21 protein-coding genes are annotated in these 25,040 nt (G+C 70.4%); 16 read left to right on the top strand and 5 right to left on the bottom strand.

Annotation, left to right across the window (positions count from 1 at the left end; genetic code table 11):
• The first annotated feature begins 73 nt into the window (after positions 1-73).
• The 12 genes from ACIQCZ_RS25255 (at position 74) to ACIQCZ_RS25200 (ending at position 13,144) form a co-directional block, all read left to right on the top strand.
• A complete protein-coding gene (locus ACIQCZ_RS25255) occupies positions 74-2,758 on the top strand; it encodes a beta-N-acetylglucosaminidase domain-containing protein (protein ID WP_402284989.1) in 2,685 nt (894 codons plus the stop codon).
• 222 nt (positions 2,759-2,980) lie between these two features.
• Entirely contained in the window at positions 2,981-3,949 is a 969-nt protein-coding gene (locus tag ACIQCZ_RS25250) for an NADPH:quinone oxidoreductase family protein (RefSeq protein ID WP_402284988.1), read from the top strand.
• Positions 3,946-5,133 carry an acyl-CoA dehydrogenase family protein gene (locus tag ACIQCZ_RS25245; protein WP_402284986.1) on the top strand — a complete coding sequence of 396 codons (1,188 nt, stop codon included), beginning with the start codon at positions 3,946-3,948 and terminating at the stop codon, positions 5,131-5,133. The genes ACIQCZ_RS25250 and ACIQCZ_RS25245 overlap by 4 nt, the downstream gene beginning before the upstream one ends.
• The gene (locus ACIQCZ_RS25240; protein ID WP_402284984.1) at positions 5,130-6,260 is read left to right on the top strand and encodes an acyl-CoA dehydrogenase family protein; all 1,131 of its coding nucleotides are present in this window, start codon (positions 5,130-5,132) and stop codon (positions 6,258-6,260) included. Before ACIQCZ_RS25245 ends, ACIQCZ_RS25240 begins: the two co-directional genes overlap by 4 nt.
• A gap of 175 nt (positions 6,261-6,435) precedes the next feature.
• The gene (locus ACIQCZ_RS25235) at positions 6,436-8,037 is read left to right on the top strand and encodes an ABC transporter substrate-binding protein (RefSeq protein ID WP_402284983.1); all 1,602 of its coding nucleotides are present in this window, start codon (positions 6,436-6,438) and stop codon (positions 8,035-8,037) included.
• Positions 8,038-8,060: 23 nt separating this feature from the next.
• Positions 8,061-9,026 carry an ABC transporter permease gene (locus ACIQCZ_RS25230; protein WP_402285088.1) on the top strand — a complete coding sequence of 322 codons (966 nt, stop codon included), beginning with the start codon at positions 8,061-8,063 and terminating at the stop codon, positions 9,024-9,026.
• Entirely contained in the window at positions 9,019-9,876 is an 858-nt protein-coding gene (locus ACIQCZ_RS25225; RefSeq protein ID WP_402284981.1) for an ABC transporter permease, read from the top strand. Before ACIQCZ_RS25230 ends, ACIQCZ_RS25225 begins: the two co-directional genes overlap by 8 nt.
• A gap of 92 nt (positions 9,877-9,968) precedes the next feature.
• Positions 9,969-10,886: an ABC transporter ATP-binding protein gene (locus ACIQCZ_RS25220; protein ID WP_402285086.1), complete on the top strand. Its 918-nt coding sequence runs from the start codon at positions 9,969-9,971 to the stop codon at positions 10,884-10,886.
• The gene (locus ACIQCZ_RS25215; protein ID WP_402284979.1) at positions 10,879-11,571 is read left to right on the top strand and encodes an ABC transporter ATP-binding protein; all 693 of its coding nucleotides are present in this window, start codon (positions 10,879-10,881) and stop codon (positions 11,569-11,571) included. Before ACIQCZ_RS25220 ends, ACIQCZ_RS25215 begins: the two co-directional genes overlap by 8 nt.
• Before the next feature lie 72 nt (positions 11,572-11,643).
• Positions 11,644-11,763, top strand: coding sequence for an RICIN domain-containing protein (locus ACIQCZ_RS25210; protein ID WP_402284977.1), 120 nt, complete (start codon positions 11,644-11,646; stop codon positions 11,761-11,763).
• Between the two features lie 134 nt (positions 11,764-11,897).
• Positions 11,898-12,839, top strand: a complete 942-nt coding sequence (locus tag ACIQCZ_RS25205; RefSeq protein WP_402284975.1) for a phosphatidylinositol-specific phospholipase C/glycerophosphodiester phosphodiesterase family protein — start codon at positions 11,898-11,900, stop codon at positions 12,837-12,839.
• 110 nt (positions 12,840-12,949) lie between these two features.
• Entirely contained in the window at positions 12,950-13,144 is a 195-nt protein-coding gene (locus ACIQCZ_RS25200; protein ID WP_376271224.1) for a hypothetical protein, read from the top strand.
• Positions 13,145-13,252: 108 nt separating this feature from the next.
• Here ACIQCZ_RS25200 and ACIQCZ_RS25195 read toward each other — a convergent pair whose 3' ends face one another.
• From ACIQCZ_RS25195 to ACIQCZ_RS25185, 3 genes are all read right to left on the bottom strand, one after another.
• Entirely contained in the window at positions 13,253-13,591 is a 339-nt protein-coding gene (locus ACIQCZ_RS25195) for a DUF779 domain-containing protein (RefSeq protein WP_402284973.1), read from the bottom strand.
• Between the two features lie 343 nt (positions 13,592-13,934).
• The gene (locus ACIQCZ_RS25190; protein ID WP_402284972.1) at positions 13,935-14,633 is read right to left on the bottom strand and encodes a response regulator; all 699 of its coding nucleotides are present in this window, start codon (positions 14,631-14,633) and stop codon (positions 13,935-13,937) included.
• Positions 14,630-16,228, bottom strand: coding sequence for an ATP-binding protein (locus ACIQCZ_RS25185; RefSeq protein WP_402284970.1), 1,599 nt, complete (start codon positions 16,226-16,228; stop codon positions 14,630-14,632). The genes ACIQCZ_RS25190 and ACIQCZ_RS25185 overlap by 4 nt, the downstream gene beginning before the upstream one ends.
• Positions 16,229-16,446: 218 nt before the next feature.
• Between ACIQCZ_RS25185 and ACIQCZ_RS25180 the strand changes: the two genes are divergently transcribed.
• From ACIQCZ_RS25180 to ACIQCZ_RS25170, 3 genes are read left to right on the top strand one after another with little or no spacing between them, the layout of a single operon-like run.
• Positions 16,447-17,262 (top strand): ABC transporter ATP-binding protein, encoded by an 816-nt coding sequence (locus ACIQCZ_RS25180; protein ID WP_391745205.1) that lies wholly within the window; start codon positions 16,447-16,449, stop codon positions 17,260-17,262.
• Positions 17,252-18,115: an ABC transporter permease gene (locus ACIQCZ_RS25175; protein WP_402284968.1), complete on the top strand. Its 864-nt coding sequence runs from the start codon at positions 17,252-17,254 to the stop codon at positions 18,113-18,115. Before ACIQCZ_RS25180 ends, ACIQCZ_RS25175 begins: the two co-directional genes overlap by 11 nt.
• Before the next feature lie 54 nt (positions 18,116-18,169).
• Positions 18,170-19,207 carry an ABC transporter substrate-binding protein gene (locus ACIQCZ_RS25170; protein WP_402284967.1) on the top strand — a complete coding sequence of 346 codons (1,038 nt, stop codon included), beginning with the start codon at positions 18,170-18,172 and terminating at the stop codon, positions 19,205-19,207.
• A gap of 104 nt (positions 19,208-19,311) precedes the next feature.
• Here the strand turns inward: ACIQCZ_RS25170 and ACIQCZ_RS25165 are convergent, their stop codons facing one another.
• Both ACIQCZ_RS25165 and ACIQCZ_RS25160 read right to left on the bottom strand, forming a co-directional pair.
• Positions 19,312-20,610: a hypothetical protein gene (locus tag ACIQCZ_RS25165; RefSeq protein ID WP_402284965.1), complete on the bottom strand. Its 1,299-nt coding sequence runs from the start codon at positions 20,608-20,610 to the stop codon at positions 19,312-19,314.
• Positions 20,607-22,640, bottom strand: coding sequence for a transglycosylase domain-containing protein (locus tag ACIQCZ_RS25160; protein ID WP_402284963.1), 2,034 nt, complete (start codon positions 22,638-22,640; stop codon positions 20,607-20,609). The genes ACIQCZ_RS25165 and ACIQCZ_RS25160 overlap by 4 nt, the downstream gene beginning before the upstream one ends.
• Before the next feature lie 557 nt (positions 22,641-23,197).
• On the opposite strand from ACIQCZ_RS25160, the gene ACIQCZ_RS25155 reads away from it, so the two are divergent.
• Entirely contained in the window at positions 23,198-24,997 is a 1,800-nt protein-coding gene (locus ACIQCZ_RS25155; protein WP_402285084.1) for a hydrogenase maturation protein, read from the top strand.
• Positions 24,998-25,040: the final 43 nt, after the last annotated feature.

The raw sequence follows: 25,040 nt of genomic DNA, 5'->3' as shown, positions 1-25,040 counted from the left end.
AAGCCTCATGATGTTGAATTCGGTGTTGTTGTGTTGCGCGACTCCGGTGACTTGAGTGATCAATGGAGGACCAGTGACGCCTCGCCCATCCCGTCTCACCGCGCTCGGCGCGGCGGCGACCCTGTTCGCGGGCGGCCTGCTGACCGCAGTGCCGCCCGCCCAGGCAGCCGACAGCACCCGGACCACCCGTCAGGCGCAGGCCGACGAGGGCCGGGGCACTCCGGTCATCACGCCGACCCCGCAGTCCGTGAAGAGGCGATCCGACCGGATCACCATCAGCCCCACCGTCACCCTGGTGGCGGGCGCGACCTCCGACGAACCCTCCCTGCGTGTGGTGGAGAGCGCGCTGCGCCGGGCCGGAGCGAAGCGCGTCGTGCGCGGGGACGAGCCCGGCAGGAGCGGGCTCACCGTCCATGTCGGCGACGCCGCCGCGCTCGCCGCCCTGCGCCTGGACGGCCCGTCCGCACTGCCCGCCGACGGCTATGTCCTCGGCATCGGAGCCGGACGCATCGTCCTCGCGGGCAAGGACGCCACCGGCACGTACTACGCCGCACAGAGCCTGCGCCAGGTCCTGCCGCAGGAGGGGCATCCGGGTGCCGAGGTCGCCGGGCTCGCCGTGCGCGACTGGCCCGGCACCGCGCTGCGCGGAGTCATCGAGGGCTTCTACGGCACCCCGTGGTCGCACGAGGCCCGGCTCGACCAGCTCGACTACTACGGCGAGCACAAGATGAACATCTACGTGTACTCACCGAAGGACGATCCGTATCTCCGTGCGAAATGGCGCGACGCCTACCCCGCCGACCGGTTGGCCCAGATCGAGGAGCTCACCGACCGGGCCGTCCAGCGGCACGTCGAGTTCACCTACGCGCTCTCGCCCGGCCTCTCCGTCTGCTACAGCTCGGACGCCGACGCCAAGGCGCTGGTCGACAAGTTCCAGACGATCTGGGACATCGGCGTACGGACCTTCGCCGTGCCGCTCGACGACATCAGCTACACCGACTGGAACTGTGCCGAGGACAAGGCGAAATGGGGGACCGGCGGCGGTGCCGCGGGCGCGGCCCAGGCCTATCTGCTCAACCGGGTCAACAAGGAGTTCATCTCCACCCACCCGGGCGCCCAGCCGCTCCAGATGGTTCCCACCGAGTACTACAACGTCTCCGCTTCGCCGTACAAGAAGGCGCTGTCCGAGCAGCTCGACCCCGATGTCCTCGTCGAATGGACCGGCGTGGGAGTCGTCGCCCCGACCATGACCGTCGCCGAGGCCGAGGCCGCCCGCACGGTCTTCGGTCACCCGGTCCTGACGTGGGACAACTACCCGGTCAACGACTACGCGACCGACCGGCTGCTGCTCGGCCCGTTCAACGGACGGGAGAAGGGGCTGCCGGGCAGGCTGGCCGGGATCACCGCCAACCCGATGATCCAGCCGTACGCCTCGAAGATCGCCCTGTACACCGTCGCCGACTACGCGTGGAACGACGCCGCGTACGACCCCCGCACCTCGTGGGGCGCGGGGCTCAAGGAGTACGCGGGAGGCGACCCCCGTACCGAGAAGGCGCTCCGGGCCTTCGCGGACGTCAACTACAGCTCGGCGCTCAACAAGGGCCAGGCTCCCGAACTGGCCGCGGAGTTCGCCGAGTACTGGAAGTCCGGTGACGCCGCCCCTCTCGCCTCGGCGCTCGGCGCGCTCGGCTCCGCCCCCGACCGGTTGCGCAGCAGCCTCCCGGACCGGGGCTTCCTCGCCGACTCCGACCCCTGGCTGGACGCGACCAAGTCCTGGGCCGTCGCCGCCCGTACGGCTCTGGGCATGGTCGAGGCCGCCCGCGCCGGGAAGGGTGCGCAGGCCTGGGAACTCCGGCAGCGACTGGCCGCACAGGTCACCGCGGCGAAGTCCTTCACCTACACCGGCCTGGACGGCCGCAAGGTACCGGTCCTCGTCGGTGACGGGGTGCTGGACCGCTTCATCGACGCCGCGAACGCCGAGCACGACCGGATACTCGGGGTGAGCGGGCGGCCCTCGGTGACGACCGGCCTGGGTACGTATCAGAGCAACACGCCGGCGCGGATGCTCGACGGCGACGACTCCACCTACTTCTGGAGCGACGGGGCGCCCGCCGCCGGTGACGGGATCACCCTGGACCTGGGCCGGGTACGGGACATCGGCGACATCACTCTCGCCATGGCCAAACCCGGCAGCGCCGACGACTACATCCACGAAGGGGTTCTCGAGTACTCGGCCGACGGACAGCAGTGGCAGCAGCTCACCGCCTTCTCCGGAAGGCCGGACGTCACCGCGACCGTGCCCGCCGGAACCAAGGCGCGCTACGTGCGGGCACGGGCGACCGCCGGCCAGGAGAACTGGCTCGTCGTGCGGGAGTTCGCAGTGGCGACCGCGGACGGCGCCGTCACCGGAGGACCGCCCGCAGCGGCCGGGTCCTCGCTGCGGGCGGCCTCCGACGGAGACCCCGCAACCGTCTACCGGGCTGCCCGCGCCCCTGAGGCGGGGGAGGCGCTGGAGGTGGCGCTCGGCGCCGCTCGTTCCGTACGGTCCGTCACCGTGCTGCAGCCGGCCGGATCCGTCGGCCGCGCCGACATCCAGCTGCGGGGCGCCGACGGAACCTGGCAGACCATCGGCGCCCTCGGCGGCGCCTACAGCCAGGTGGACACGGCGGCCCGTACGGCCGACTCGGTACGCCTCCTCTGGCGTACCGGATCGGCGGCGCCGCAGATCGCCGAAGTGGTGGTGACCGGGCAGGACTGAGGCCCGACGGGCGGACAGCGGGGGCGAGATCCCGTCGGCCGCCCCCCTGCGCACTTAACCGTCCCGCGCCCGGTCCCGCCCGAAGAGTTTCGGGCGGGACCGGGCGCATCCCTGTGCGTCCGAGGCCGGAACCGGCAGGAACAGGTTGTTCCCAGAGAGGCAAGCGACCGCTTAGTATGCGCCGGAGCAGTGGTAATGCCGACAGTGTTGTGGAGGCCCCTCATGCAGGCATGGCGAGTGCACCGGAACGGCGAACCGGGCGAGGTGATGCGGCTCGAAGAGACCGACCGGCCCACGCCGGGCGACGGGCAGGTGCTCGTCCAGGTGCTCGCGGCGAACATCAACTTTCCCGACGCGCTGCTCTGCCGCGGCCAGTACCAAGTGCGCCCGCCCCTGCCGTTCACCCCCGGTGTGGAGATCTGCGGCAGGACCGCGGACGGGCGGCGGGTGCTCGCCACCCCGGCTCTGCCGAACGGTGGATTCGCCGAGTACGTCGTCGCGGACGAGTCGGCGCTCCTGCCCGCTCCGGAGACCCTGGACGACGCCGAGGCCGCCGCCCTGCACATCGGCTACCAGACCGGCTGGTTCGGCCTGCACCGCAGGGCACGCCTCCGGGCGGGCGAGACCCTCCTGGTCCACGCGGCGGCCGGTGGTGTCGGCAGCGCGGCCGTCCAGCTCGGCAAGGCCGCCGGAGCCACCGTCATCGGTGTGGTCGGCGGCTCCGACAAGGCCGAGACCGCCGCCGTGCTCGGCTGCGACCTGGTCATCGACCGCCACAGCGAGGACATCGTCGCCGCGGTCAAGGAAGCCACCGGCGGACGCGGCGCCGACGTGGTGTACGACCCGGTCGGTGGCGACGCCTACGCCAAGTCCGTGAAGTGCATCGCCTTCGAGGGCCGGGTGATCGTCGTGGGTTTCGCGAGCGGTGCCGTTCCCGCCCCGGCGCTGAACCACGCCCTCGTCAAGAACTATTCGATCGTCGGGCTCCACTGGGGCCTGTACAACACCAAGGATCCGGCCGCCGTCCGTGCCTGTCACGACGAGCTGACCCGGCTGGCGGCTGAGGGTGTCGTCAAGCCGCTGATCAGCGAACGCGTCGGGCTCGGCGGGGCCTCCGTCGCCGTCCAGCGGGTCGCCGACGGCACCACCACCGGCCGGATCGTCGTCCTCCCGCAAGGAGCCGTCCGATGACCGCACCCGACGCTGCCGAACTCCGCCGCCGCACCCGGGACCTGCTGGCCGCACACCCCCCGGCCACCACCGACCGCACCGACTTCCTCAAGGCGCGCTTCGACGCCGGACTCGCCTGGGTGCACTATCCGGCCGGCCTCGGCGGTGTCGACGCGCCGCGTTCCCTGCAGCCCGTCGTGGACGCCGAACTCGCCGCCGCGGGCGCCCCGGACAACGACCCTCGCCGGATCGGCATCGGTCTCGGCATGGCCGCCCCCACCATCCTCGGCTACGGCACCGACGAGCAGAAACGGCGCTTCCTGCGGCCGTTGTGGGTCGGCGAGGAGGTCTGGTGCCAGCTCTTCAGCGAACCGGGCGCGGGCTCCGACCTCGCCGCGCTCGGCACCCGCGCGGTCCGCGACGGCGAGGACTGGGTGGTCGACGGGCAGAAGGTCTGGACGTCCAGCGCCCATCTGGCCCGCTGGGCGATCCTCATCGCCCGCACCGATCCGGACCGGCCCAAGCACCTCGGTATCAGCTACTTCATCTGCGACATGACCGACCCCGGCGTCGAGGTCAGGCCGTTGCGCCAGATCACCGGCGAGGCCGAGTTCAACGAGGTGTTCCTCACCGGTGTGCGCATCCCGGACAGCAGACGTCTCGGCCCGGTCGGCGAAGGCTGGAAGGTCGCCCGGACCACCCTGATGAACGAGCGGGTCTCCATCGGCGGGGCGCGCATCCCGCGCGAGGGAGGCATGATCGGCCCGGTCGCCCGCACCTGGCGAGAGCGGCCCGAACTGCGCACCCACGACCTGCACCAGCGCCTGCTGACCCTCTGGGTCGAGGCCGAGGTCGCCAGGCTCACCGGCACCCGGCTGCGCCAGCAGCTCGTCGCCGGACAGCCCGGCCCCGAAGGCTCCGGAATGAAACTGGCCTTCGCCCGGCTCAACCAGGAGATCAGCGGACTGGAAGTCGAACTCCTCGGTGAGGAAGGCCTGTTGTACAGCGACTGGACCATGCGCCGCCCGGAGCTCGTCGACTTCACCGGACGTGATGCCGGCTACCGATACCTCCGCTCGAAGGGCAACTCCATCGAGGGAGGCACCAGCGAGGTACTGCTCAACATCGTCGCGGAGCGTGTACTCGGCCTGCCCGTCGAACCGCGCAACGACAAGGACGTCGCCTGGAAGGACCTGGCCCGATGAACGCACCGACCGAAGAGACCCAGGCGCCCGATCTGCTGTACTCCGAGGCCGAGGACGATCTGCGGGCAGCGGTGCGTTCGCTGCTCACCGACCGGTGCGACGCGCCGGCGGTGCTTGCCCGCGTCGAGTCCGACACGCCCTACGACCCGCGGCTCTGGAAGGCCCTCGCCACCGACATCGGCACCGCCGGGCTGCTGGTGCCGGAGAGGCTGGGCGGACAGGGCGCGGGCCATCGCGAGGCCGCGGTGGTGCTGGAGGAGCTGGGCCGCAGTGTCGCCCCAGCCCCGTATCTGACGAGCGCGGTCGTCGCCACCGAGACGCTTCTCGCGCTGCCGACGCAGGACGGGCCGGTCGAAGGACTCCTCGGTGACCTCGCCACCGGGCGCAAGGTCGCGGTGCTCGCCGTGCCGTTCTCCGCCCCGGCGCCCGGAGCCGCGCAACCGGCCGGCGTCGTCGCCGACGCGGTGGAGGGGAGGATGACCGGCGTCGCCGACGCGTCCGCGGCCGATGTCCTGCTGGTCCCCACGACCGACGGCCTGTACGCGGTGGAGACCGATGCCGAAGGCGTCACCGTCGAACCCGTCGTCCCCCTCGATCTGACCCGCCCGCTCGCCACCGTCACCCTCGCCGGGGCCGCCGGGACCCGCCTGGCCGACGGCGCTGCCGCAGTCGCCGCCGTGCGCCGAGGGCTGTTGGCCGGTGCCGGTCTGCTCGCCTCCGAACAGCTCGGAATCGCCGAGTGGTGCCTGACCGAGACGGTCCGCCACACCCGTGAACGGCACCAGTTCAACCGGCCGATCGGCTCCTTCCAGGCCCTCAAGCACCGCATGGCGCAGCTCTGGCTGGAGGTCGTCTCGGCCCGCGCCGCCGCGCGGAACGCCGCGGACGCCCTCGCGACCGGCAGCCCCGACACGCCGTTGGCGGTGGCCGTCGCACAGGCCTACTGCTCGAAGGTCGCGGTGCACGCGGCGGAGGAGTGCATCCAGCTGCACGGCGGCATCGGCATGACCTGGGAGCACCCGGCGCACCTGTACCTCAAGCGCGCCAAGGCCGACTCGATCGCGTACGGCACGGCCGGACACCATCGCGGGGCCGTCGCCGAACTCGTGGAACTGCCCGCGCCGTAACCGGACGCGGTGGAACAGGCCGCGACGCAGGAGGACTTGGGAGCGGAGGTGTGCGCACACGCACCTCCGCTCCGTCGTTCTCCCGTGCGACGGGGTACCGAGCATCCCTTTACCTGCTGTTTAATTGCGACTGGTTCGCAACAACAGTCGATCTTCAATAAGGGATGTGCAGAGTATGACGGCCCGATCGATACGGGGAGCGGTCGCCGTGACACTGGCGACCGTGCTGTCGTTGACCGCGGCGGCCTGTTCACAACCGGGTGGCTCGGACGGCAGCGGCTCCGGCTCGGGTGCGGCCTCGACGGTGGTCGGTATCGCCTACGAGCCCGACAGCCTCAGCCCGCTCCTGGGCTACGGCAAGGACGGCAACTCCAAGATCTTCGACGGGCTGCTCGCCCTCGACGGGGACATGAAACTGCGGCCCGCGCTCGCCACGGCCCTGCCCGAGGTGAGCGACGACGGATTGACGTACACGTACAGGCTCCGCAGCGGCGTGAAGTTCAGCGACGGGAAGCCGTTCGGCGCCGAGGACGTCGTCTTCACCTACCGCACCATCCTCGACGAGAAGACCAACAACGCGTCCCGGACCGAACTCGACGCGGTGAAGAGCGTCGAGGCGTCCGGCGACGACACCGTGGTCTTCACGCTCAAGTACCCCTACGCACCCTTCGCGCAGCGCACGGTCCTGCCCATCGCTCCCGAGCACATCGCGGGCAAGCAGGACGTCAACACCGGCGCCTTCACCACCCATCCCATCGGCACCGGCCCGTACCTCCTCACCAAGTGGTCCAAGGGCGAGAAGCTGAGCTTCAGGGCCAACCCCGACTACTGGGGCGGCGCGCCGAAGGTGAAGAAGTTCACCATGGCGATCATCAAGGACGACGACGTGCGCGCCACCCGGCTGCGCTCCGGCGAACTCGACGGCGCGATCCTGCCGCCCAACCTGGCCAAGGGCTTCGCCCGCGGCAGTGGTATGCGGACGTACGCCGCGACGACGTACGACTACCGCACGGTGACCCTGCCCACCCACAACAAGGTCGCCGGCGACACCGCTATCCGCCGCGCCCTCGATGTCGCCGTCGACCGCCGGGCGATGGTCGACTCCATCCTGAACGGCGAGGGCAGGCCCGCCTACGGTCCCGTGCCCACCGACAGCGAGTGGTTCACCAAGGGCACCGAACGCACCCACGACCTGGCCGCCGCGAAGAAGATCCTCGACGAGGCCGGGTGGAAGCCCGGCAAGGACGGCATCCGCACCAAGGACGGCGTCCGCGCGGCGTTCCCGCTCTGGTACCTCACCGGCGACAAGCTCCGCCAGGACCACGCACTCGCCTATGCCTCCGACGCCAAGAAGGCCGGTATCGCCATCACCACCGAGGCCGGGACCTGGGAGGTCATCGAGCCCCGGATGAAGCAGGACGCGGTCCTCGCCGGCGGCGGATCGCCCGCCGACCCCGACTTCGACCAGTACACGCTGCTGAAGTCCTCGCTCGCGGGCGACGGCTTCAACAACATGGCGTGGTACGACAACAAGGCCGTCGACCAGGCACTCGAAGCGGGCCGCAGAAGCGGTGACAAGGCCGCGCGCAAGGCCGCCTACGACACCGTCCAGCGCGAACTCGTGAAGAACCCCGGCTACACCTTTCTCACCCACATCGACCACCTCTACGTCGTGAAGGACCGTTTCGGCGCCCTCACCACCCAGGTCGAACCGCACGACCACGGTCTGGCTTCCGGCCCGTGGTGGAACGTCGAGGACTGGACGCCGAAGAAGTGAGCCACCGCCTCCCCTGGGGGCCGATGGGCAGGATGGCGGGACGGCGGCTACTGCTCGCCGTCCCCGTCCTGGCCGTCGTGACGTTCGGTGTCTTCGCCGTGGCCGCCGCCTCCCCCTTCGACCCGGTCAAGGCGTACGCGGGCACCGCGGGCCTCACGGCCTCGCAGGAGAACCTCGACCAGCTGCGGGCCAACCTCGGCGTCGACCAGCCCCTCGTGACCCGCTGGTGGAACTGGCTGACCTCCGCGCTGAGCGGCGATCTCGGCGACTCCAGCGTGATGCGTCAACCGGTGACCGAGGTCATCGGTGAACGCCTGGGCTGGTCCGTGCTGCTCGCCGCGTCCGCCTTCCTCGTCGCCGTCGTCCTGGGAACCGGCCTCGGCGTGCTGGCCGCGCGCAGGCCGGGCGGCCTCCTCGACCGGTGTGTCAGCTCGGCCGCGTACACACTCGAAGCCGCCCCGGCCTTCTGGCTCGGACTGCTCGCCATCTGGTTCTTCGCCCTGAAACTCGATGCGCTCCCGGCCGGCGGCCTCACCGACGCGGCCAGCGACTCGGTCACCTTCGGCCAGGTCGCCACCCATCTGGTGCTCCCCGCGGCCGTGCTCGGGATCTCCCAACTGCCCTGGTTCTTCCTCTACGTACGACAGGGCGTCGCCGACGCGCTCGACGAGGACCCGGTGCGCGGGGCCCGTGCCCGCGGACTGAGCGAACGCACCGTGCTGCTCGGCCACGCGCTGCGTTCCGGGATGCTCCCGATGCTCACTCTCATCGGCTCCCGCGTCCCCGAACTCATCACCGGCGCCCTGCTCGTCGAGACGGTCTTCAGCTGGCCCGGCATCGCCGCCGCCACCGTGCAGGCCGCCACCTCCGTCGACTTCCCGCTGCTCGCCGCACTCACGGTGCTCGCCACCGCGGCCGTCGTCCTCGGCAACCTCCTCTCCGATCTGCTGTACGCGCTCGCCGACCCGAGAGTGGGCTTCGATGGCTGAACTCGTCCTCCGGAACGCCCGCCGCACCACCCGCCGCATCCGCGTCGTCAGCTCCGCCGGAATCGTCGCCGCGGTGCTGCTCGCGGTCCTCCTGGTACCGCCGCTGGTCCAGCTCGACCAGCAGGCCGTCGACCTCGCGGCGAAACTCCGGCCACCGTCCCGGGAGCACCCGTTCGGCACCGACGACGTCGGCCGCGACCTGCTCCTGCGGTGTGTCTACGGGCTCCGTGTCTCGTTGCTCGTCGGTGTCGTCGCCGGGCTCACCGCCACCGTCATCGGTACCGCGGTCGGCGCTCTCGCCGCCGCGTTCGGGGGGTGGACCGACCGGATCGTCATGCGACTCGTGGACACCTTCTCGTCCGTACCGCATCTGTTGCTCGGCATCTTCGTCGTCGCGATGTTCCGGCCCGGCGTCGGACCGGTGATCGTGTCCGTCGCCCTCACGCACTGGCTCTCGACGGCCCGGATCGTCCGGTCCGAAGTACTGTCGCTGCGTTCGCGGCCGTTCATCGACGCGGCGATATCCGGCGGCGCCTCGCGCGGGCGGGTCGTCGTCCGGCATCTGCTGCCCGCGGTGCTGCCACAGGCGGGTCTCGCGGCGGTGCTCATGGTGCCGCACGCCATGTGGCACGAGTCCGCCCTCTCCTTTCTGGGGCTCGGACTTCCCACCCATCAGGCGAGCCTGGGCAACCTCGTGCAGCAGGCGCGCGGTTCGCTGCTCGCCGGGGACTGGTGGCCGACGCTCTTCCCCGGTCTGTTCCTGATCGTTCCGACCCTCGCTCTGGCAGGTCTCGCCGGCGCCTGGCGGGAACGGATCAACCCCCGACGCCGATCGGAGCTGATGCTGTGAAGGCCAACCCGGACCCCCAGGCTCCGGATCCGCGGGCGCCGGGCACGCGGGCCCCGGTGCTCTCCGTCCGCGGGCTCTCCGTCCGATTCCGGATGAGCGGCGGACGGCACGTCGCGGCCGTCAGCGACGCCCACTTCGACCTTGCCGCGGGGGAGTGCCTGGCCCTGGTCGGCGAGAGCGGCTGCGGCAAGTCCGTACTCGCCTCCGCCCTGCTGGGGCTGCTCCCCGGCAACGCGCGCACGACGGGCTCGGCGGTGCTCGGTGACGGCACCGAGCTCCTCACCGCCGATGAGCGGACGCTCGCCCGCACCGTACGGGGCCGCCGCGTCGCGCTCGTACCGCAGAGCCCCGCGGCCCACCTCACCCCGGTCCGTACGGTGCGGGCGCAGCTGGAGGAGACCCTTCGCGAGCTGACCGGCATCCGGAAGCCGGCGCTGCGTGCGGCGGCGGAACAGGCCGCAGCACGTGCCGCGTTTCCGGCCGACCACTTGGACAACCATCCGCACCAGCTCTCCGGCGGACTCGCCCAGCGCGCCGCCACCGCGCTCGCCCTGATCGGTGACGCGCCCGTGCTCCTGGCCGACGAACCGACCACCGGACTCGACCGCGACCTGGTCGAGCGGACCGTGGACGAACTGCGTCGTCACACCGACGGGGGCCGGGCGCTGCTGATCATCACCCATGACCTGGCGGCGGCCGAACGGATCGCCGACCGGGTCGCCGTGATGTACGCGGGCCGCATCATCGAGCTCGACGACGCCGATCGGTTCTTCGGTGAGCCGGGTCCGCGTCACCCGTACGCCCGCGGGCTGCTCGACGCCCTGCCCGAGCGTGCGTTCACCGCCATTCCCGGGATGCCGCCGGAGCTCGGAGCGCTTCCCGACGGCTGCGCGTTCGCGCCCCGCTGCGGCCGCGCCGACGACCGGTGCTCCGTACCGCCCCCGTTCGACGGCCGGCTCGCCTGCCACCACGGTGTGCGGGCAGGCGAGGAGGAGTCCGCCCATGCTTGAACTCACCTGTGTTACCGCCGGATACGATCCCCGCGACCCCGTCGTCCGCGATGTCTCACTGGCGGTCGCCCCCTCGGAGTCCGTCGGGCTGCTCGGCCCGAGCGGCTGCGGCAAATCCACCCTGGCCAGAGTTGCCGCCCTGCTGCACCGGCCGGACGCCGGTACGGTCACGCTCGACGGCCGACCGGTACGGGGCTGGCGGCACGGCGCCCCGCGGGCCCAGCGCACGGCGGTCGGCGTCGTCTTCCAGCAGCCCCGGCTCTCGGCCGACCCCCGGCTCAGTTTGCGTGAACTCATCGCCCAACCGCTGCGGGCGACCGGGCGGCGCACCCAGGTGCCGGACCGGGTGGCCGAGCTGGCACCGGCCGTCGGGCTCACGACCGAGCTGTTGAGCCGGCGCCCGCACGAGGTGAGCGACGGCCAGTTGCAGCGTGCCTGCCTGGCAAGGGCGTTGGTCCTGCGGCCACGCTGGCTGATCTGCGACGAGATGACCGCGATGCTCGACGCTTCGACGACGGCCGCACTGGTCGCGGTGGTCGAGGCGTACCGACGCGAGCACGGGGCCGGACTGCTGGCCGTCGGCCACGACCGGGTGCTGCTGGAACGCTGGTGCGACCGCACGGTCGGCTGGCAGGAGATCTCCGGACCGGGAGCAGCGCGGGAGTCCATGGGTCCGACCGGATAGGTCCATGCCCATCGCGAGGTGCCCACACCACCGTGTATGACTACGAGTTCATGACAATTGAGCGCGGCCCTGGTGAATCCCGCCACCGGGCAGTGCCTCGACGTCTACGGAGGCGGCAGTGCCGACGGCACCCCGCTCATCGTCCACACCTGCGGCGGCGGCGCCAACCAACGCTGGGCCCTCCCGGCCTGACCAGGCGAACAGCAGGCGACGAGGGCGGGGCGATCCGGTCAACTCCCGTGCGGTGGGGCCCCGTCGAGGGAAATCCGGCTCCATACTCGGTCGCGTCCGGCCGTCCGGCCCACCCCTCGTCCCCGGGAGAACCCATGGCGTTCCCGACCCGTCGAAGCGTCGTCAGCACCGCGCTCGCCACAGTGGCCGCAGGTGCGGTGATGACTGCGCAGACGGCCGTCGCGTCCGATGCGTCCACCGCGCCCTCGGCCGCGGGCAGGCACCGCCCGCGCCCGCTGTGCCGGGCCCACGCGCACAACGACTACCTGCACACGCACCCCCTGTACGACGCACTCGCCCACGGTTTCACCAGCGTCGAGGCCGACGTCTTCCTGGTGGACGGGGAACTGCTGGTCGCCCACGAGGTCGCCGACCTCGACCCCGCCCGAACCCTCGCCTCGCTCTACCTCGACCCGCTGCTGGGCAGGGTCCGGGCCCAGCACGGCACGGTCCACCCCGGCTACCGCGATTCCGTGCAGCTGCTGATCGACATCAAGACCGACGGGGCGGCCGCCTACCTCGAACTGCACCGGCAATTGCGTCACTACCGAGAGATGCTGACGATGTATCACCACGGCCGGGTGCGGCCCGGAGCGATCACGGCCGTCGTCTCCGGTGACCGCGCCGCCCGCGTCCCGATGGAGGCGCAGCGCACACGGTACGCCTTCTACGACGGCCGGCCCGACGACCTCGGGGCCGCCGCCGACGCCTCGTTCATCCCGCTCATCAGCGGCAGCTGGAGCGACAGCTTCGTCTGGCGCGGAGCGGGCCCCTTCCCCGCGGCCGAACGCGACAAACTGCGTTCCCTCGTCGCCACGGCCCACCAAAGCGGCCGACGCGTCCGCTTCTGGGCCACGCCCGACGTTCCGGGGCCGGAGCGCGACGCCGTGTGGACCGAACTGCTGGCGGCCGACGTCGACCACCTCAACACCGACGACCTGGCGGGTCTGGAACACTTCCTGCGTACCCATGACAAGGGCGCCCGGACCGGCGCCGCACCCCTCGGTGGCCGACCGGGCGTATCGACCGCGATGTGACAGCCAGTCAACACCCGTATGGCGGACATGCCAGTCCGCCGGATGGACTCCTCGCTGCGCCACACTGGCGGCCGAATGCCGCAATTCCGGCGCGGCTGAGGAGGTTGGCCATGGCTATTTCGATCTCACTGGTGTTGCTTCTGCTGATCCTTGCGGTGATCTTTCTCCGTAATGGAGGGCTGAAGATCTCACACGCCGTGGTCTGCGCCATGCTCGGGTTCTTCCTCGCGGGGACGAGCATGGCGCCGACCATTCAGAACGGGCTGACGGCCACGGCCGACGTCGTCAGCGGTCTCAAGCCCTGACTTCGGCGTCCCGTCCGGCGACCGGGCCCGGCGGGCGCGGTCACCGGACATCTCGTGGAGTGCGCCCGGCGGGCGGTCCCGGGCGCCGGCGGCCGGTGCGGCGCTTCCTCAGGAGCCGACCAGCCGGGACCGGATCAGGAAGCGCACGCCCTCCGGGGCCTCCAGGGAGAATCCACTGCCCCGCCCCTCCACCACATCGATGATCAGCCGTGTGTGCGCCCACACCTCGAACTGGCTCCTCGACATCCAGAACGGCACGCGCTCCGACACCCCCTCGACGTCGAGCGAGGCCAACAGCACGTCGGAGCCACCGGTGCGGAACTCACCGTCCTGGTAGCACATGGGCGCACTGCCGTCGCAACAACCGCCCGACTGATGGAACATCAACGGGCCGTGCGTCTCGCGCAACCGGCGCACCAGATCCGCGGCCGCGGGGGTGAGTTCCACCGGTGGCGCATCCGGCCGGCTCGTCGTGGACGCCCTGGTCGGGGACTCCTCGTCCGGTCGGCCCGGGAACGGATTCCGCGTCTCGTCTCGATTCATGCATCAGCCCTTGTCGCATCGGATGGCGCACCGGTCGGCCGGGACGATCGGTGCGCACGCTACCAGCCCGGTTCCGTTCGGCAAGAGGTGTGCGAACGCAGTGCTCCGACCGTCCTTCCATTCGCCGCAGGCATCGGTCCGCCGTCGGCCCGCCCCCGCCGGCACGGACGGCGGTCGAGCGGCCGCACCCGGGCGGGGCCCCGGTGCCCCTCACGGTGACGACGGTGGTGCTCGTCGGGTGTTCCCGTCAGCTCGCCTTCGACCAGGCGTAACGGTGTTCGGGCCGGCCGGTGTCACCGTACTTGAGGCTGAGGCTGATGCGGCCCGCGCCCTCCAGGTACTTGAGGTACCGCTGGGCGGTGGAGCGGCTCAGGCCCGCCCGTGCGGCGACCTCGTGTGCGGACAGCGGCTCGTCGGCGGCCGACAGGACATGGCGGATGACGTCGGCCGTGGGTGCCGAGTGCCCCTTGGGCAGACCCGCCGCGGGGCCGGACTCGGCCGTGCGCAGCGCGCTGAAGATCTGGTCGACCTGCTCCTGGCCCGCCTCGCCGCGACCACTCCCCACGCCTTCGAGGGTCCGGCGCAGTGCGGCGTAGCTCTCCAGCTTGGACCGCAGACCGGCGAAACTGAACGGTTTGACCAGGTACTGCAGGGCGCCGTACCGCATCGCGGCCCGGACGGTCGATATGTCACGGGCCGCGGTCACCATGATCACGTCGGCCGGATGGCCGAGCTGGCGCAGCCGCCGGACCAGGGTCAGCCCCGTCTCGTCCGGAAGATAGTGATCGAGAAGGACGAGGTCGACGTGTTCGCGCTCCAGGAAGGCCAGTGCCTGCGCGGCACTGTGCGCACGCGAGATGACGCGGAAACCGGGAACCTTCGCCACATAGGCGGCGTTGATCTCGGCGACACGGAAGTCGTCGTCCACCACCAGGACATCGATCATCGCAAATCTCCCACTTCGGTCAGCGACCGGACGCTGAGTGCCTCGGGCAGGACGACGGTGAAGACGGCGCCACCACCGGCCCGGGCCGTGACGCGAGCCGCGCCACCGTAGCGCTCGGCCAGCCTGCGCACCAGCGCCAGACCGAGCCCGCGTCCGCGGTGCGCGGGGGACTCCTTGGTGGACCAGCCCTCGGTGAAGATGTGCTCGCGCATGTCGGGCGGCACCCCGGGGCCGTTGTCGCTGACCCGCAGGACCACGGTGGTGCCCTCGGCGAGCAGCTCGACCTCGATGAGCGAGGCGACGTCCAGGGCGTTGTCGATGAGGTTGCCGAGGACCGTCACCAGATCGCGCGGGTCCACCACCACGTCCGGGAGCCGGGTGGCGGGCGAGACGAGCAGGGACGCGCCCCGCTCCGCCGCGATCGCCGACTTGCCCACCAGCAACGCCGAGATCAGCGGATCGTTGACGCGTTCCGCGACCTGCTCCGCAGAGGCCCGGTGACCATTGGCCACCTCCGCGACGAACTCCGCCGCGGCCTCGTGCCTTCCGAGCTCCAGCAGCCCGAGCAGGGTGTGCAGCCGGTTCGCGTGCTCGTGGTCCTGGGCGCGCAGCGCGTCCAGCAGCCCGTGCGTGGAGTCCAGTTCGCGGCCGAGCAGCTCCAGCTCGGTGCGATCACGAAGGGTGACGACGGCTCCGCCGTCACCGGTGGGCATGCGGTTGGCGATCAGCACGCGACCGTTGCAGACGGTGATCAGGTTGGCGCCGTCGACCCGTCCCGCCAGCACCTCCGACGTACGGCCCGGCGGCAGCACCTCGCCCAGCGTGCGTCCCACGGCCTCCTGGTCCAGTTCCAGCAACCGCTGCGCCTCGTCGTTGAGCAGCCGGATCCGGCCCCGGGCGTCGAGGGCGAGAACAGCCTCGCGAATGCTGTGCAGCATGGCCTCGCGCTCGTCCAGCAACGCGGAGATGTCGGTGAAGGCAAGGCCGTGGGTGCCGCGCTGCAGCCGCCGGGAGACGGCCAGCGCGGCCAGCACACCGGCGGCGAGCGCAGCCCCGGAGTAGAGCAGCAGGCCGGGGATGGCTTCGAGCAGCCGCGTGTGGACGCTGTCGTAGGCGATGCCCACCGAGACCGCGCCCACGATGGTGTGCCCGCTGTCCCGCAGCGGGACCTTCGCGCGTGCCGAGCGCCCCAGGGTTCCGTTGTCGATCTGCATGATCTCCCGGCCGGCCAGCGCCGTGCTGGGGTCCGTCGAGACGTGCTTGCCGATCTGCTCGGTCTCCGTGTGCGACCAGCGCACCCCGCGGGTGTCCATGACCACGATGTAGAGCGCTCCGGTGGCCCGCCGCATCCGTTCGGCCTCTGCCTGCACCGGCCCCGTGGGGGTGGGGTCGGTACTCGTCAGGTTGCGCACCAGACCGGGTTCGGCGGCGGCGGTCTGGGCGATGGACAGGGCCTGACGCATCGCCTGGTCGTCGAGCTGGTGACGCAGGGGCGCGAGGAAGAGCCCGGTGACGAGCATGATCACGCCCGTGGTGATGGCCACCTGGGTGAGCAGGACCTGGGCGAAGACACGGCGGGGCCAGTGAATCCGCATGCGCTCGCCCTCTGCCTTCCGTCAATCAGGAACCTGATGCTCCGTTTCGCCCTCGTGTGAACGCAAGGTAAACGTCACCGACGCCCATGGCCAGTCCTCGTGGCGTATTCGTTGTCGCACCGCGAGCAAAACGAGCAGAACCGCGGGTTATGGGCAGAAGCGGGAGTTGTGAGCGCAAGGGTGCCCACGTTCCCGGGCCGCCCCTAGCGTCCCGCTCCATGAACAGCGAAACGAGCCCCGCCATCGAGCTGCGGGGGGCGAGCAAAGCGTTCCGGACTCCGTCGGGGACGCTCCACACCGCCGTACGGGATCTGGACCTCACGATCGGGCGCGGCGAGTTCGTCGCCGTCGTGGGCCCCACCGGATGCGGCAAGTCGACCACTCTGACGCTTGTCAGCGGGCTGGAGGAGCCCACCGAGGGCGAGGTGCTGGTGGGCGGTGAACCGGTGCGCGGCATCGGCGACAAGGTCGGCTTCGTCTTTCAGCAGGACGCGGTCTTCCCCTGGCGGACCGTCCTGTCCAATGTGATGGCGGGGCCCCGCTTCCGCGGCGTACCGAAGCCCGAGGCGAGGGAGCGGGCCCGTGAGTGGCTCGCCCGGGTCGGGCTGTCCTCCTTCGAGGACCGCTACCCCCACCAGCTGTCCGGCGGCCAGCGCAAGCGCGTCGCCCTCGCGGCGACCTTCGTCAACGACCCCGAGATCCTGCTCATGGACGAGCCCTTCTCCGCCCTCGACGTGCAGACCAGGGCCCTGATGTCGGACGAACTCCTGGAACTGTGGGCCGGCACCGGCGCCTCCGTCGTCTTCGTCACCCACGACCTGGAGGAGTCCATCGCGCTGGCCGACAAGGTCGTGGTCATGACGGCGGGACCGGCCACCGTCAAGGAGGTCTTCGAGATCGACCTGCCCCGCCCGCGCAAGGTCGAGCAGGTGCGCCTGGAGCCCCGGTTCGTCGAGATCTACCGGGAGATCTGGTCCTCGCTCGGCGAAGAGGTCCGCATCACCCGCGAAAGGGGTGCACTCGATGTCGCCTGACACCATCACCGCGCAAGCCGTCGTCACCAAGACCGAGCGGACCCGGGCCCGGGCACGGGCCGCCCGGAACCGCAGGTACCTCGTGCTCGGCAGCCGGATCGCCGTGCTCCTCGCGGTCATCGGGCTGTGGGAGTGGCTGGCCCGCACCGCGGTCATCGACCCGTTCAACTTCTCCATGCCGTCGAAGATCTGGGAGCAGATCCGCACCTGGGTCGTCGACGGCACGGCCCAGGGCTCCCTCTGGGAGCAGATCTGGTACACGCTCTACGAGGCGCTGCTCGGCTGGGTCATCGGGGTGATCGCCGGTGTGCTGCTCGGAATCGCGCTGGGCCGCGTCCGCTTCGCCGCCGACGTCCTCGGCCCGTACATCAAGGTGCTCAACGCCCTGCCGCGCATCGTGCTCGCCCCGATCTTCCTCATCTGGTTCGGCCTCGGCCCGGCCTCGAAGGTCGCCTCCGCGGTCGTCCTCGTGTTCTTCCCCGTCTTCTTCAACGCGTTCCAGGGAGCCAGGGAGGTCGACCGCAATCTCGTCGCCAACTCCCGCATCCTGGGCGCCAGCAACCGCCAGGTGACCCTTCAGGTGGTCATCCCCTCGGCCACGTCGTGGATCTTCACCAGCCTGCATGTGAGCTTCGGCTTCGCGCTCATCGGCGCCATCGTCGGCGAGTACATCGGCGCCACCAAGGGGCTCGGACTGCTGGTCGCCGCTTCCCAGGGCACCTTCAACGCGGCCGGTGTCTACGCCGCGATGGTCATCCTCGCGATCGTCGCACTGCTGGCCGAAGGCCTGTTGACCTTCCTGGAGAAGCGGCTCTTCCGGTGGAAGCCGGCCGACGCCGACTCCGCCCGCTGACGCCCCCCTCGTCATCCGTACGCCCAATCGTTTCTTCACAAGGACGTGAATCAGATGCGCACATCCATCCGGATCTCGGCCGTAGCCGTCGCCGGCGCGCTCGCCCTGACCAGCCTGACCGCCTGCGGCGGCGACTCCACCTCGGCCTCCGGGGGCAAGGACGACAAGGTCAAGATCATGGTCGGGGGCCTGGACAAGGTCATCTACCTGCCCGCGATGCTGACCGAACGGCTCGGCTACTTCAAGGAGGAAGGGGTCTCGGTCCAGCTCCTGACCGAGCCCGCGGGTGTCCAGGCGGAGACGGCTCTGGTCTCCGGTGACGTCCAGGGCACGGTGGGCTTCTACGACCACACCCTCGACCTTCAGGTGAAGGGCAAGCAGGTCCAGTCGGTCGTCCAGTTCTCCCAGGCTCCCGGCGAGGTCGAGATCGTCTCGAACCAGGCGGCGGACGATCTGAAGTCGGCCAAGGACTTCAAGGGCAAGAAGCTCGGTGTGACGGGCATCGGTTCCTCGACCGACTTCCTCACGAAGTACCTCGCGGTGAGCAACGACGTGCAGACCAGCGAATTCACACCCGTGGCCGTCGGTGCCGGGCAGACGTTCATCTCCGCCCTCCAGCAGGGCTCCATCCAGGGCGGCATGACCACCGATCCCACGGTCGCCACCATCCTGGACAAGAAGCTGGGCAAGATCCTCATCGACATGCGGACCCCCGAGGGCTCCAGGCAGGCGCTCGGCGGGCTCTACCCGTCGTCCAGCCTCTACATGCAGACCGAGTGGGTCAACAGCCACAAGGAAACCGTCCAGAAGCTGGCCAACGCCTTCGTCAAGACGCTGAAGTGGATGTCCACGCACAGCGCGGACGAGATCGCCGCGAAGATGCCCGCCGACTACGCCCAGGGCGGCGGCAAGGCTCTCTACGCGGAGGCGATCAAGAGCACCCTGCCCATGTTCACCACGGACGGCGTCATGCCCGCGGACGGCCCCGCCACCGTCGAGCGGGTCCTGAAGGCCTTCAACCCGAACCTGAAGAACGCGAAGGTGGACCTCGACAAGACGTACACCACGGAGTTCGTCAAGAAGGCGGGCTGACCTCGGGCGTCGACGACGCCCGCACCCGGCGGAGCCCGGCACTGGACGACTCGTCACGTCGTGCGAGTCGTCCGGCCGGCGCTCCGCCTCCCGCGTTCGTACGCCTACTGCTTCCAGTTCGGCGGCTGGGCGGGGTCGAGCGTGCGCCACTGGGCGAGGACCTCGGGGTCCTGCGCGTCGAGCCAGTCGGTCAGTTCACGGAAGGACACGCAGCGCACCTCCTTGCGCGGGCAGACCTCCCGCATCGTCTCCTCGACGGCGTCCATGTAGATTCCGCCGTTCCAGCCCTCGAAGTGATTTCCGATGAACAGTGGTGCGCGACTGCCGTTGAACACCCGCTCGAATCCCGCGACATAGGAGTCCCGCACCTCCTTGCGCCACGTCGGGAACTTCGCGGGGTCGCCCTCGGTGCTGCCCTCCGACTGGTTGTAGAGGAAGTTGAAGTCCATGGACAGCACCTGGAAGTCCTTCCCGGGGAACGGCAGCATCTGCAGCGGAAGGTCCCAGACACCGTTCTTCTTGGACGGCCAGATCTGGAAGTCCCCCGGGGAACTGGCGTCGTAACGCCAGCCGAAGGGCTTGGTCGCGGGCAGAAGGGTCTTCTGGCCTTCGAGACAGGGAGCCCGCCCGCCGACGACCTCGCGGGTCGGGTCGAACGGCAGCGGATCGAGGTCGGTGAAGCCCGTGTTCGTCTTCCAGTTCTGTACGAACGAGTAGAACTGGTTGATCTCACTGATCCACTCGGACGTGCTCCAGTCCCCGCCGCCCTTCTTGTCGCAGAAGTGGCCGTTGAAGTGGGACCCGATCTCGTTCCCCTCCCGCCAGGCGCCACCGAGCTGTTCCAGCGTCATGCGAATGTGCTCGCGCGTCGGGTACGAGATCGCGGCCGCGCCGGGTTTGTGCTGGGGCGGCTCGTAGAGGTCCCTCTTCTCCTTCGGAAGCAGGTAGATGCCGGTGAGGAAGAACGTCATGTGCGCGTTGCTCTCCTTCGCCGCACGGCGGAAGCGCGAGAACATGCGATCATCACCCTCCAGCGCGCCGTCCCACGAGAACACCACGAACTGGGGCGGCTTCTCACCGGGCTTGAGGCGCTCGGCCTTCAACTGACTCGGCTGCGGACCGGTGTAGGACGTGGAGCCGTCCCCCAGAATCCTGACCTTCCCGTCCCACTTCTCCTCCTTCCTCCTGCCGTCACCGTCACGCTGCGCCCGTGCGGTGGGCGTGGGTGCGGCCACCGTGCTGGTGCCCTGCTGCGGTGTCCGGCCGTCCGAGTCGCCGGACGTCAGCGGGATGAGCACCGCGGTGACCGAGGCCACGAGGCATGCCGAGAGCCCGAGTACGACACGGGGCGTCAGCCGGGCGCGTATTCGGCGAACGACGGTCTCTGCTCTGGTGTCTGTCACTTCGTCATGGCTTCCGTGTAGGTGTTCCAGATCCGGGACGGGAGCTTCTTGCCGTTCGCGGAGGTGCCGCCGATCCCCTTGAGCGGCAGAGGCGCGAGACTCTTCGTGAGGTCCATGCGGTACATGACCACGGCCGTGGAAGCGACCCGGTCGTATCCGACGTACCAGCGCGCGGTGTCGTCCTCGGTGGTTCCGGCCTTGGTGGCGACCGGTGAGCCGGAGAAGACACCGTTCTCCCCGCCGGGTCGTGCGAGGGATGCGGTGACCTCGTCGGCGACGGCGGAGCGTACGGCGCGCTTCGCCCGCGGCAGATCGAGCCGGACCGGTTCGCCGTTGCGCGTGACCTTGCGGACCGAGTACGGATCGGTGTGCATGCCGTGCGCCGCGAACATGCCGTAGGCGTCGGCCATCCGGATGGCGCTCGGTGTGGAATTGCCCATCGAGAACGAAGGGACGGGCGGACCGAAGCTCGACGGGAGCAGCCCGGACGCCTCGGCCGTACGGCGGACCTGCTTCAGTCCCGCATCCATGCCGAGCTGGAGGAACGGGGAGTCCACGGACTTCGCCATGGCGTCGTGCAGACTGATGCGGCCGTAGGAGCGGTTGCCGTCGTTGTGGCCCTTGACCATCTTGCCGCTGCGGTCCCAGTACGGTCCCTCGGTGGTCATGACGGGGATGCCGTCGTCACCGTCGTACAGGGTCGAGGGTGTGACGGCGGTCCGGGGGCCGTTGCGCTCGCGCGAGACGCCGTGCTCCAGGCCCGCGGCATAGACGAAGGGCGTGAATGCCGAACCGGCCGGGACGGTGCCCGCGTTGGACTCGTTGAAGGCCTGCCGCTCGAAGTCCGGCCCGCCGTACACGGCGAGGATCCGGCCGTCCGGGGCGACGGACGCGGCCCCGAACCGGGCATGGCGATCGGCCTTGCGGTGCTTGGGATCGAGTGTCTCGCGCGCCTCCTTCACGGTCCGTGTGAGGGCGTTCATCCGCGGCTTCTCGAACGTCGTGTAGATCTGGTAGCCGCCGAGGTCGAAGCGCGCGTCGGAGATGTGTCCGGCGCGTTTGGCGTACGACTCGGCGAGCTGGAGCAGGTAACCGTTCTGCCCCGCCGTGGTGTTCGGCTTGTGAGGGGGCTTCGGCTCGGGGAAGGTGGTGTACCGGGCGCGTTCGGCCGGGCTCAGCTTGCCGACCTCCACCATCCGGTCCAGCGTCCACTTCCACCGTTTGACGGCGCGGGCGTGGTTGCGGGGGTTGACGGCGGGATCGTAGAGCGAGGCCCCTTTGAGCAGTGACGCGAGGAACGCGCCCTCGCTGGCGTCGAGTTGCGTGACCTCCTTGCCGTAGTACGCCTGGGCCGCGCGCTGGAGACCGTAGGTGCCCCGTCCGAACCAGCTGGTGTTCAGATAGTCCTCGAGGATCTTGTCCTTGCTCACACGACGGTCGAGCTTGACCGCGAGCAGCATCTCGGTGAACTTGCGGGAGAAGGACTGGTCCTGCGTGAGGTACACGTTCTTGACGTACTGCTGGGTGATGGTTGAGCCGCCCTGGGTGTCTCCCTCGCCGACCGTGCGCCACAGCGCCCGGGTGATCCCCTGGGTCGATATGCCGTGATCCGAGTAGAAGTCGGCGTTCTCCGCTGCCAGCACGGCCCACCGGACATCGTCGGGGATCTTGGACAGGGGCATCTCCTGGCGGCTCACCCAGCCCGTACGGGCCATGGGAGAACCGTCGGCCCAGTAGTAGACGGTGTCCTGCTGGGTCGCGAAGGCGTTGAGGTCCTCCGGGATGTCCGTCCGCGCGTAGGCGATGCCCACCACGGTCGTGAGCGTCGCGGCGAGCATCAGGAACGAGCCCGTGACCAACCGCCAGGAGGGCACCCACCTCCTCCAGCCGCTTCGGCCCGCGCGCGGATAGTCGGGTCTGCGCGGCAGGCGCGGGCGTGGCCGCTTTGCCTGTCTCCGGCGTCCCGCCCCAGGGAAGCGTAAGGACCGAGCGCCATGCGCCGTTCTGCTGAATATGTTGTGCTGTGTCATCCCGTCCAGCCATGACAGGCCGGGCCGGCCGCTGACTTCGACCGTGCCCGTACATGTGTAGTGGTCACTGCTCGTCCGCCGCCGCGCTCCGTGCAGGCCGGACCTCCCGGGGCCCCGCGGACGTCTGCCCGCGATCGGCGGGCGGCGGAATCATTCGTCCCGGCCGGTGTATGGCATGTGCAACCTCAGGTTCAGTTCAGGCCGTGCGGCTGCTGATCGGACCGAAACGCCCGGAGGGCGGTCACTGGCTCCGCCCCCACCCACTCCGCCACAGTCAAGGCCAAAGCGTGACCGAGAGTTGCGCCGCGAAGTCACGTAAAGATAACAGGCCGCCAGGGCGGGTCGTGCCGCCCGGACCCGACCGGCCGTCGGTGGGTGGGCAGTTGGGCCCGGAACGGGAAGGGGTCGCGCCCGGGTTCCCCTGAGTGGTCGCCGATGCGTCCGCTTTCGGGTGACTTCGCGGCCGGTCGGATGGTGGTGACATGCCGTCAGTGACCGACCATCGCATGATCGGAATCCGTCCGGACCGGGGCGGGCCGGGGCGTTGGGAGGCCGTTGTGCACATCCTGCTCGTGGCGAGCGCGTTCAACAGCCTCACTCAGCGTGTTCATGCCGAACTGAGGGACCGCGGCCACACCGTCGCGGTGGAACTCGCGGCTTCGGACGCGTCCGCGCGCGACGTGTCGCTGCGGCGGGCGGTGCGCGACAACGCGCCCGACCTCATCCTGGCCCCGCTGCTGAAGACCGCCATCCCTCGGGACGTATGGGTGGCGCACACCTGCCTGGTCGTCCATCCCGGCCCCCCGGGCGACCGCGGGCCGTCCTCCCTCGACCGGGCCGTCCAGGAGGGCGCGGACACCTGGGGCGTGACCGTCCTGCAGGCCGGCGAGGAGATGGATGCCGGGGACATCTGGGCCTCGGAGACCTTTCCCGTGCCTGCGGTGGGCAAGAGCGACCTGTACCGCAACGAGGTCTCCGACGCCGCGTCGCGGGCCGTGCACCGCGCCGTCGAGCGCTTCGCGTCCGGCACGTATGTTCCCCGTCCGCAGACCGGCGGCCACGAAGGGCTGCGCATCCGCACCCGGCCGTTCCTCCGCCAGGAGCACCGCCGCATCGACTGGCGGTCGGACTCCACGGAGACGGTCCTGCGCAAGCTGCGGGCCGCCGACTCCTGCCCCGGGGTGCTCGACGAACTGCTCGGGGACGAGTGGTTCCTGCACGGGGGACACCCCGAGCACGAACTGCGCGGCAGGCCGGGCGAACTGGTGGCCGTGCGCGAGGAGGCCGTCTGCCGCGCGACGGCCGACGGCGCCGTGTGGATCCCCGAACTTCGCCCGCGCCGCAGACCGGGCGGGGACGCCACGTTCAAACTGCCGGCTGCGACGGCCCTCGCCGGACGTCTGCCCGCCCTGCCGGAGCACCCCGCGCCGCTGTACGACGAGGAACGCGGGCGCGGCTGGAGCGACATCGGCTACCGGGAGGTGGGACAGGCCGGTTTCCTCAGGTTCTCCTTCCCCGGAGGCGCGATGAGCACGACGCAGTGCCGGCGCCTGCACGACGCCTACCGGCTGGCCTGTCGACGCCCCACCTCGGTGCTGGTGCTTGGCGGCGCCCGGGACTTCTTCTCCAACGGGATCCACCTCAACGTCATCGAGGCCGCCGCCGACCCCGGCGAGGAGTCCTGGGCGAACATCAACGCCATGGACGACCTCGTGGAGTCCGTGCTGACCACCACCGACCGGCTCGTGGTCTCCGCGATCGGCGGCAACGCGGCCGCGGGCGGGGTCATGCTGGCGCTCGCGGCGGACGAGGTCTGGTGCAGGTCGGGAGCGGTGCTGAACCCGCACTACCGCCTGATGGGGCTGTACGGCTCCGAGTACTGGACGTACACGTTGCCACGCCGGGTGGGGGAGGAGGCCGCCGAGCGCCTCACCGGACGGGCGCTGCCGGTGAGCGCCGAGTCCGCCGTGCGGCTCGGTCTGGCCGACCGGACGCTCGACTGCGACGCGCAGTCCTTCGCGGGCGAGATCGTACGGCTGGCGAGCCGGCTCGCCGAGTCGCCGGCGGTCCTGTCGCGCATCGCCGCCAAGAAGACCGAACGGGACCGGGACGAGGCCCGTCGGCCCCTGGCCGACCACCGGGCGGCGGAGCTGGCCGAGATGCGGCGGATCTTCTTCGACCCGCGGTCCTCCTACCACGCACTGCGGCACGCGTTCGTGCTCAAGAATCCCCCGGCAGGGCAGCCGGCGCACCTCGCCCCGCCCGCGGCCGGCCGGTCCCGCCGGAAGGACGGCGTCACCGCACTGGCGGCGCACCGTGCGGCACCCGCCCCGAGCGCTTGCTACGAAGAACAGTGAAGGCCGATCCGCCGGCCTTCGTGTGTCTCTTTCCAGGGAGGCA

This window comes from Streptomyces sp. NPDC093149 (assembly GCF_044754145.1).
Taxonomy (GTDB): domain Bacteria; phylum Actinomycetota; class Actinomycetes; order Streptomycetales; family Streptomycetaceae; genus Streptomyces.
This window is presented reverse-complemented; position numbering and strand designations above follow the sequence as displayed.

Excerpts from the sequence above, each read along its gene's own strand:
- ACIQCZ_RS25250 (WP_402284988.1), top strand. The coding sequence starts at position 2,981 with ATGCAGGCATGGCGAGTGCACCGGAACGGCGAACCGGGCGAGGTGATG.
- ACIQCZ_RS25245 (WP_402284986.1), top strand. The coding sequence starts at position 3,946 with ATGACCGCACCCGACGCTGCCGAACTCCGCCGCCGCACCCGGGACCTG.
- ACIQCZ_RS25240 (WP_402284984.1), top strand. The coding sequence starts at position 5,130 with ATGAACGCACCGACCGAAGAGACCCAGGCGCCCGATCTGCTGTACTCC.
- ACIQCZ_RS25235 (WP_402284983.1), top strand. The coding sequence starts at position 6,436 with ATGACGGCCCGATCGATACGGGGAGCGGTCGCCGTGACACTGGCGACC.
- ACIQCZ_RS25230 (WP_402285088.1), top strand. The coding sequence starts at position 8,061 with ATGGGCAGGATGGCGGGACGGCGGCTACTGCTCGCCGTCCCCGTCCTG.
- ACIQCZ_RS25225 (WP_402284981.1), top strand. The coding sequence starts at position 9,019 with ATGGCTGAACTCGTCCTCCGGAACGCCCGCCGCACCACCCGCCGCATC.
- ACIQCZ_RS25220 (WP_402285086.1), top strand. The coding sequence starts at position 9,969 with ATGAGCGGCGGACGGCACGTCGCGGCCGTCAGCGACGCCCACTTCGAC.
- ACIQCZ_RS25215 (WP_402284979.1), top strand. The coding sequence starts at position 10,879 with ATGCTTGAACTCACCTGTGTTACCGCCGGATACGATCCCCGCGACCCC.
- ACIQCZ_RS25205 (WP_402284975.1), top strand. The coding sequence starts at position 11,898 with ATGGCGTTCCCGACCCGTCGAAGCGTCGTCAGCACCGCGCTCGCCACA.
- ACIQCZ_RS25200 (WP_376271224.1), top strand. The coding sequence starts at position 12,950 with ATGGCTATTTCGATCTCACTGGTGTTGCTTCTGCTGATCCTTGCGGTG.
- ACIQCZ_RS25190 (WP_402284972.1), bottom strand. The coding sequence starts at position 14,633 with ATGATCGATGTCCTGGTGGTGGACGACGACTTCCGTGTCGCCGAGATC.
- ACIQCZ_RS25185 (WP_402284970.1), bottom strand. The coding sequence starts at position 16,228 with ATGCGGATTCACTGGCCCCGCCGTGTCTTCGCCCAGGTCCTGCTCACC.
- ACIQCZ_RS25180 (WP_391745205.1), top strand. The coding sequence starts at position 16,447 with ATGAACAGCGAAACGAGCCCCGCCATCGAGCTGCGGGGGGCGAGCAAA.
- ACIQCZ_RS25175 (WP_402284968.1), top strand. The coding sequence starts at position 17,252 with ATGTCGCCTGACACCATCACCGCGCAAGCCGTCGTCACCAAGACCGAG.
- ACIQCZ_RS25170 (WP_402284967.1), top strand. The coding sequence starts at position 18,170 with ATGCGCACATCCATCCGGATCTCGGCCGTAGCCGTCGCCGGCGCGCTC.
- ACIQCZ_RS25160 (WP_402284963.1), bottom strand. The coding sequence starts at position 22,640 with ATGACACAGCACAACATATTCAGCAGAACGGCGCATGGCGCTCGGTCC.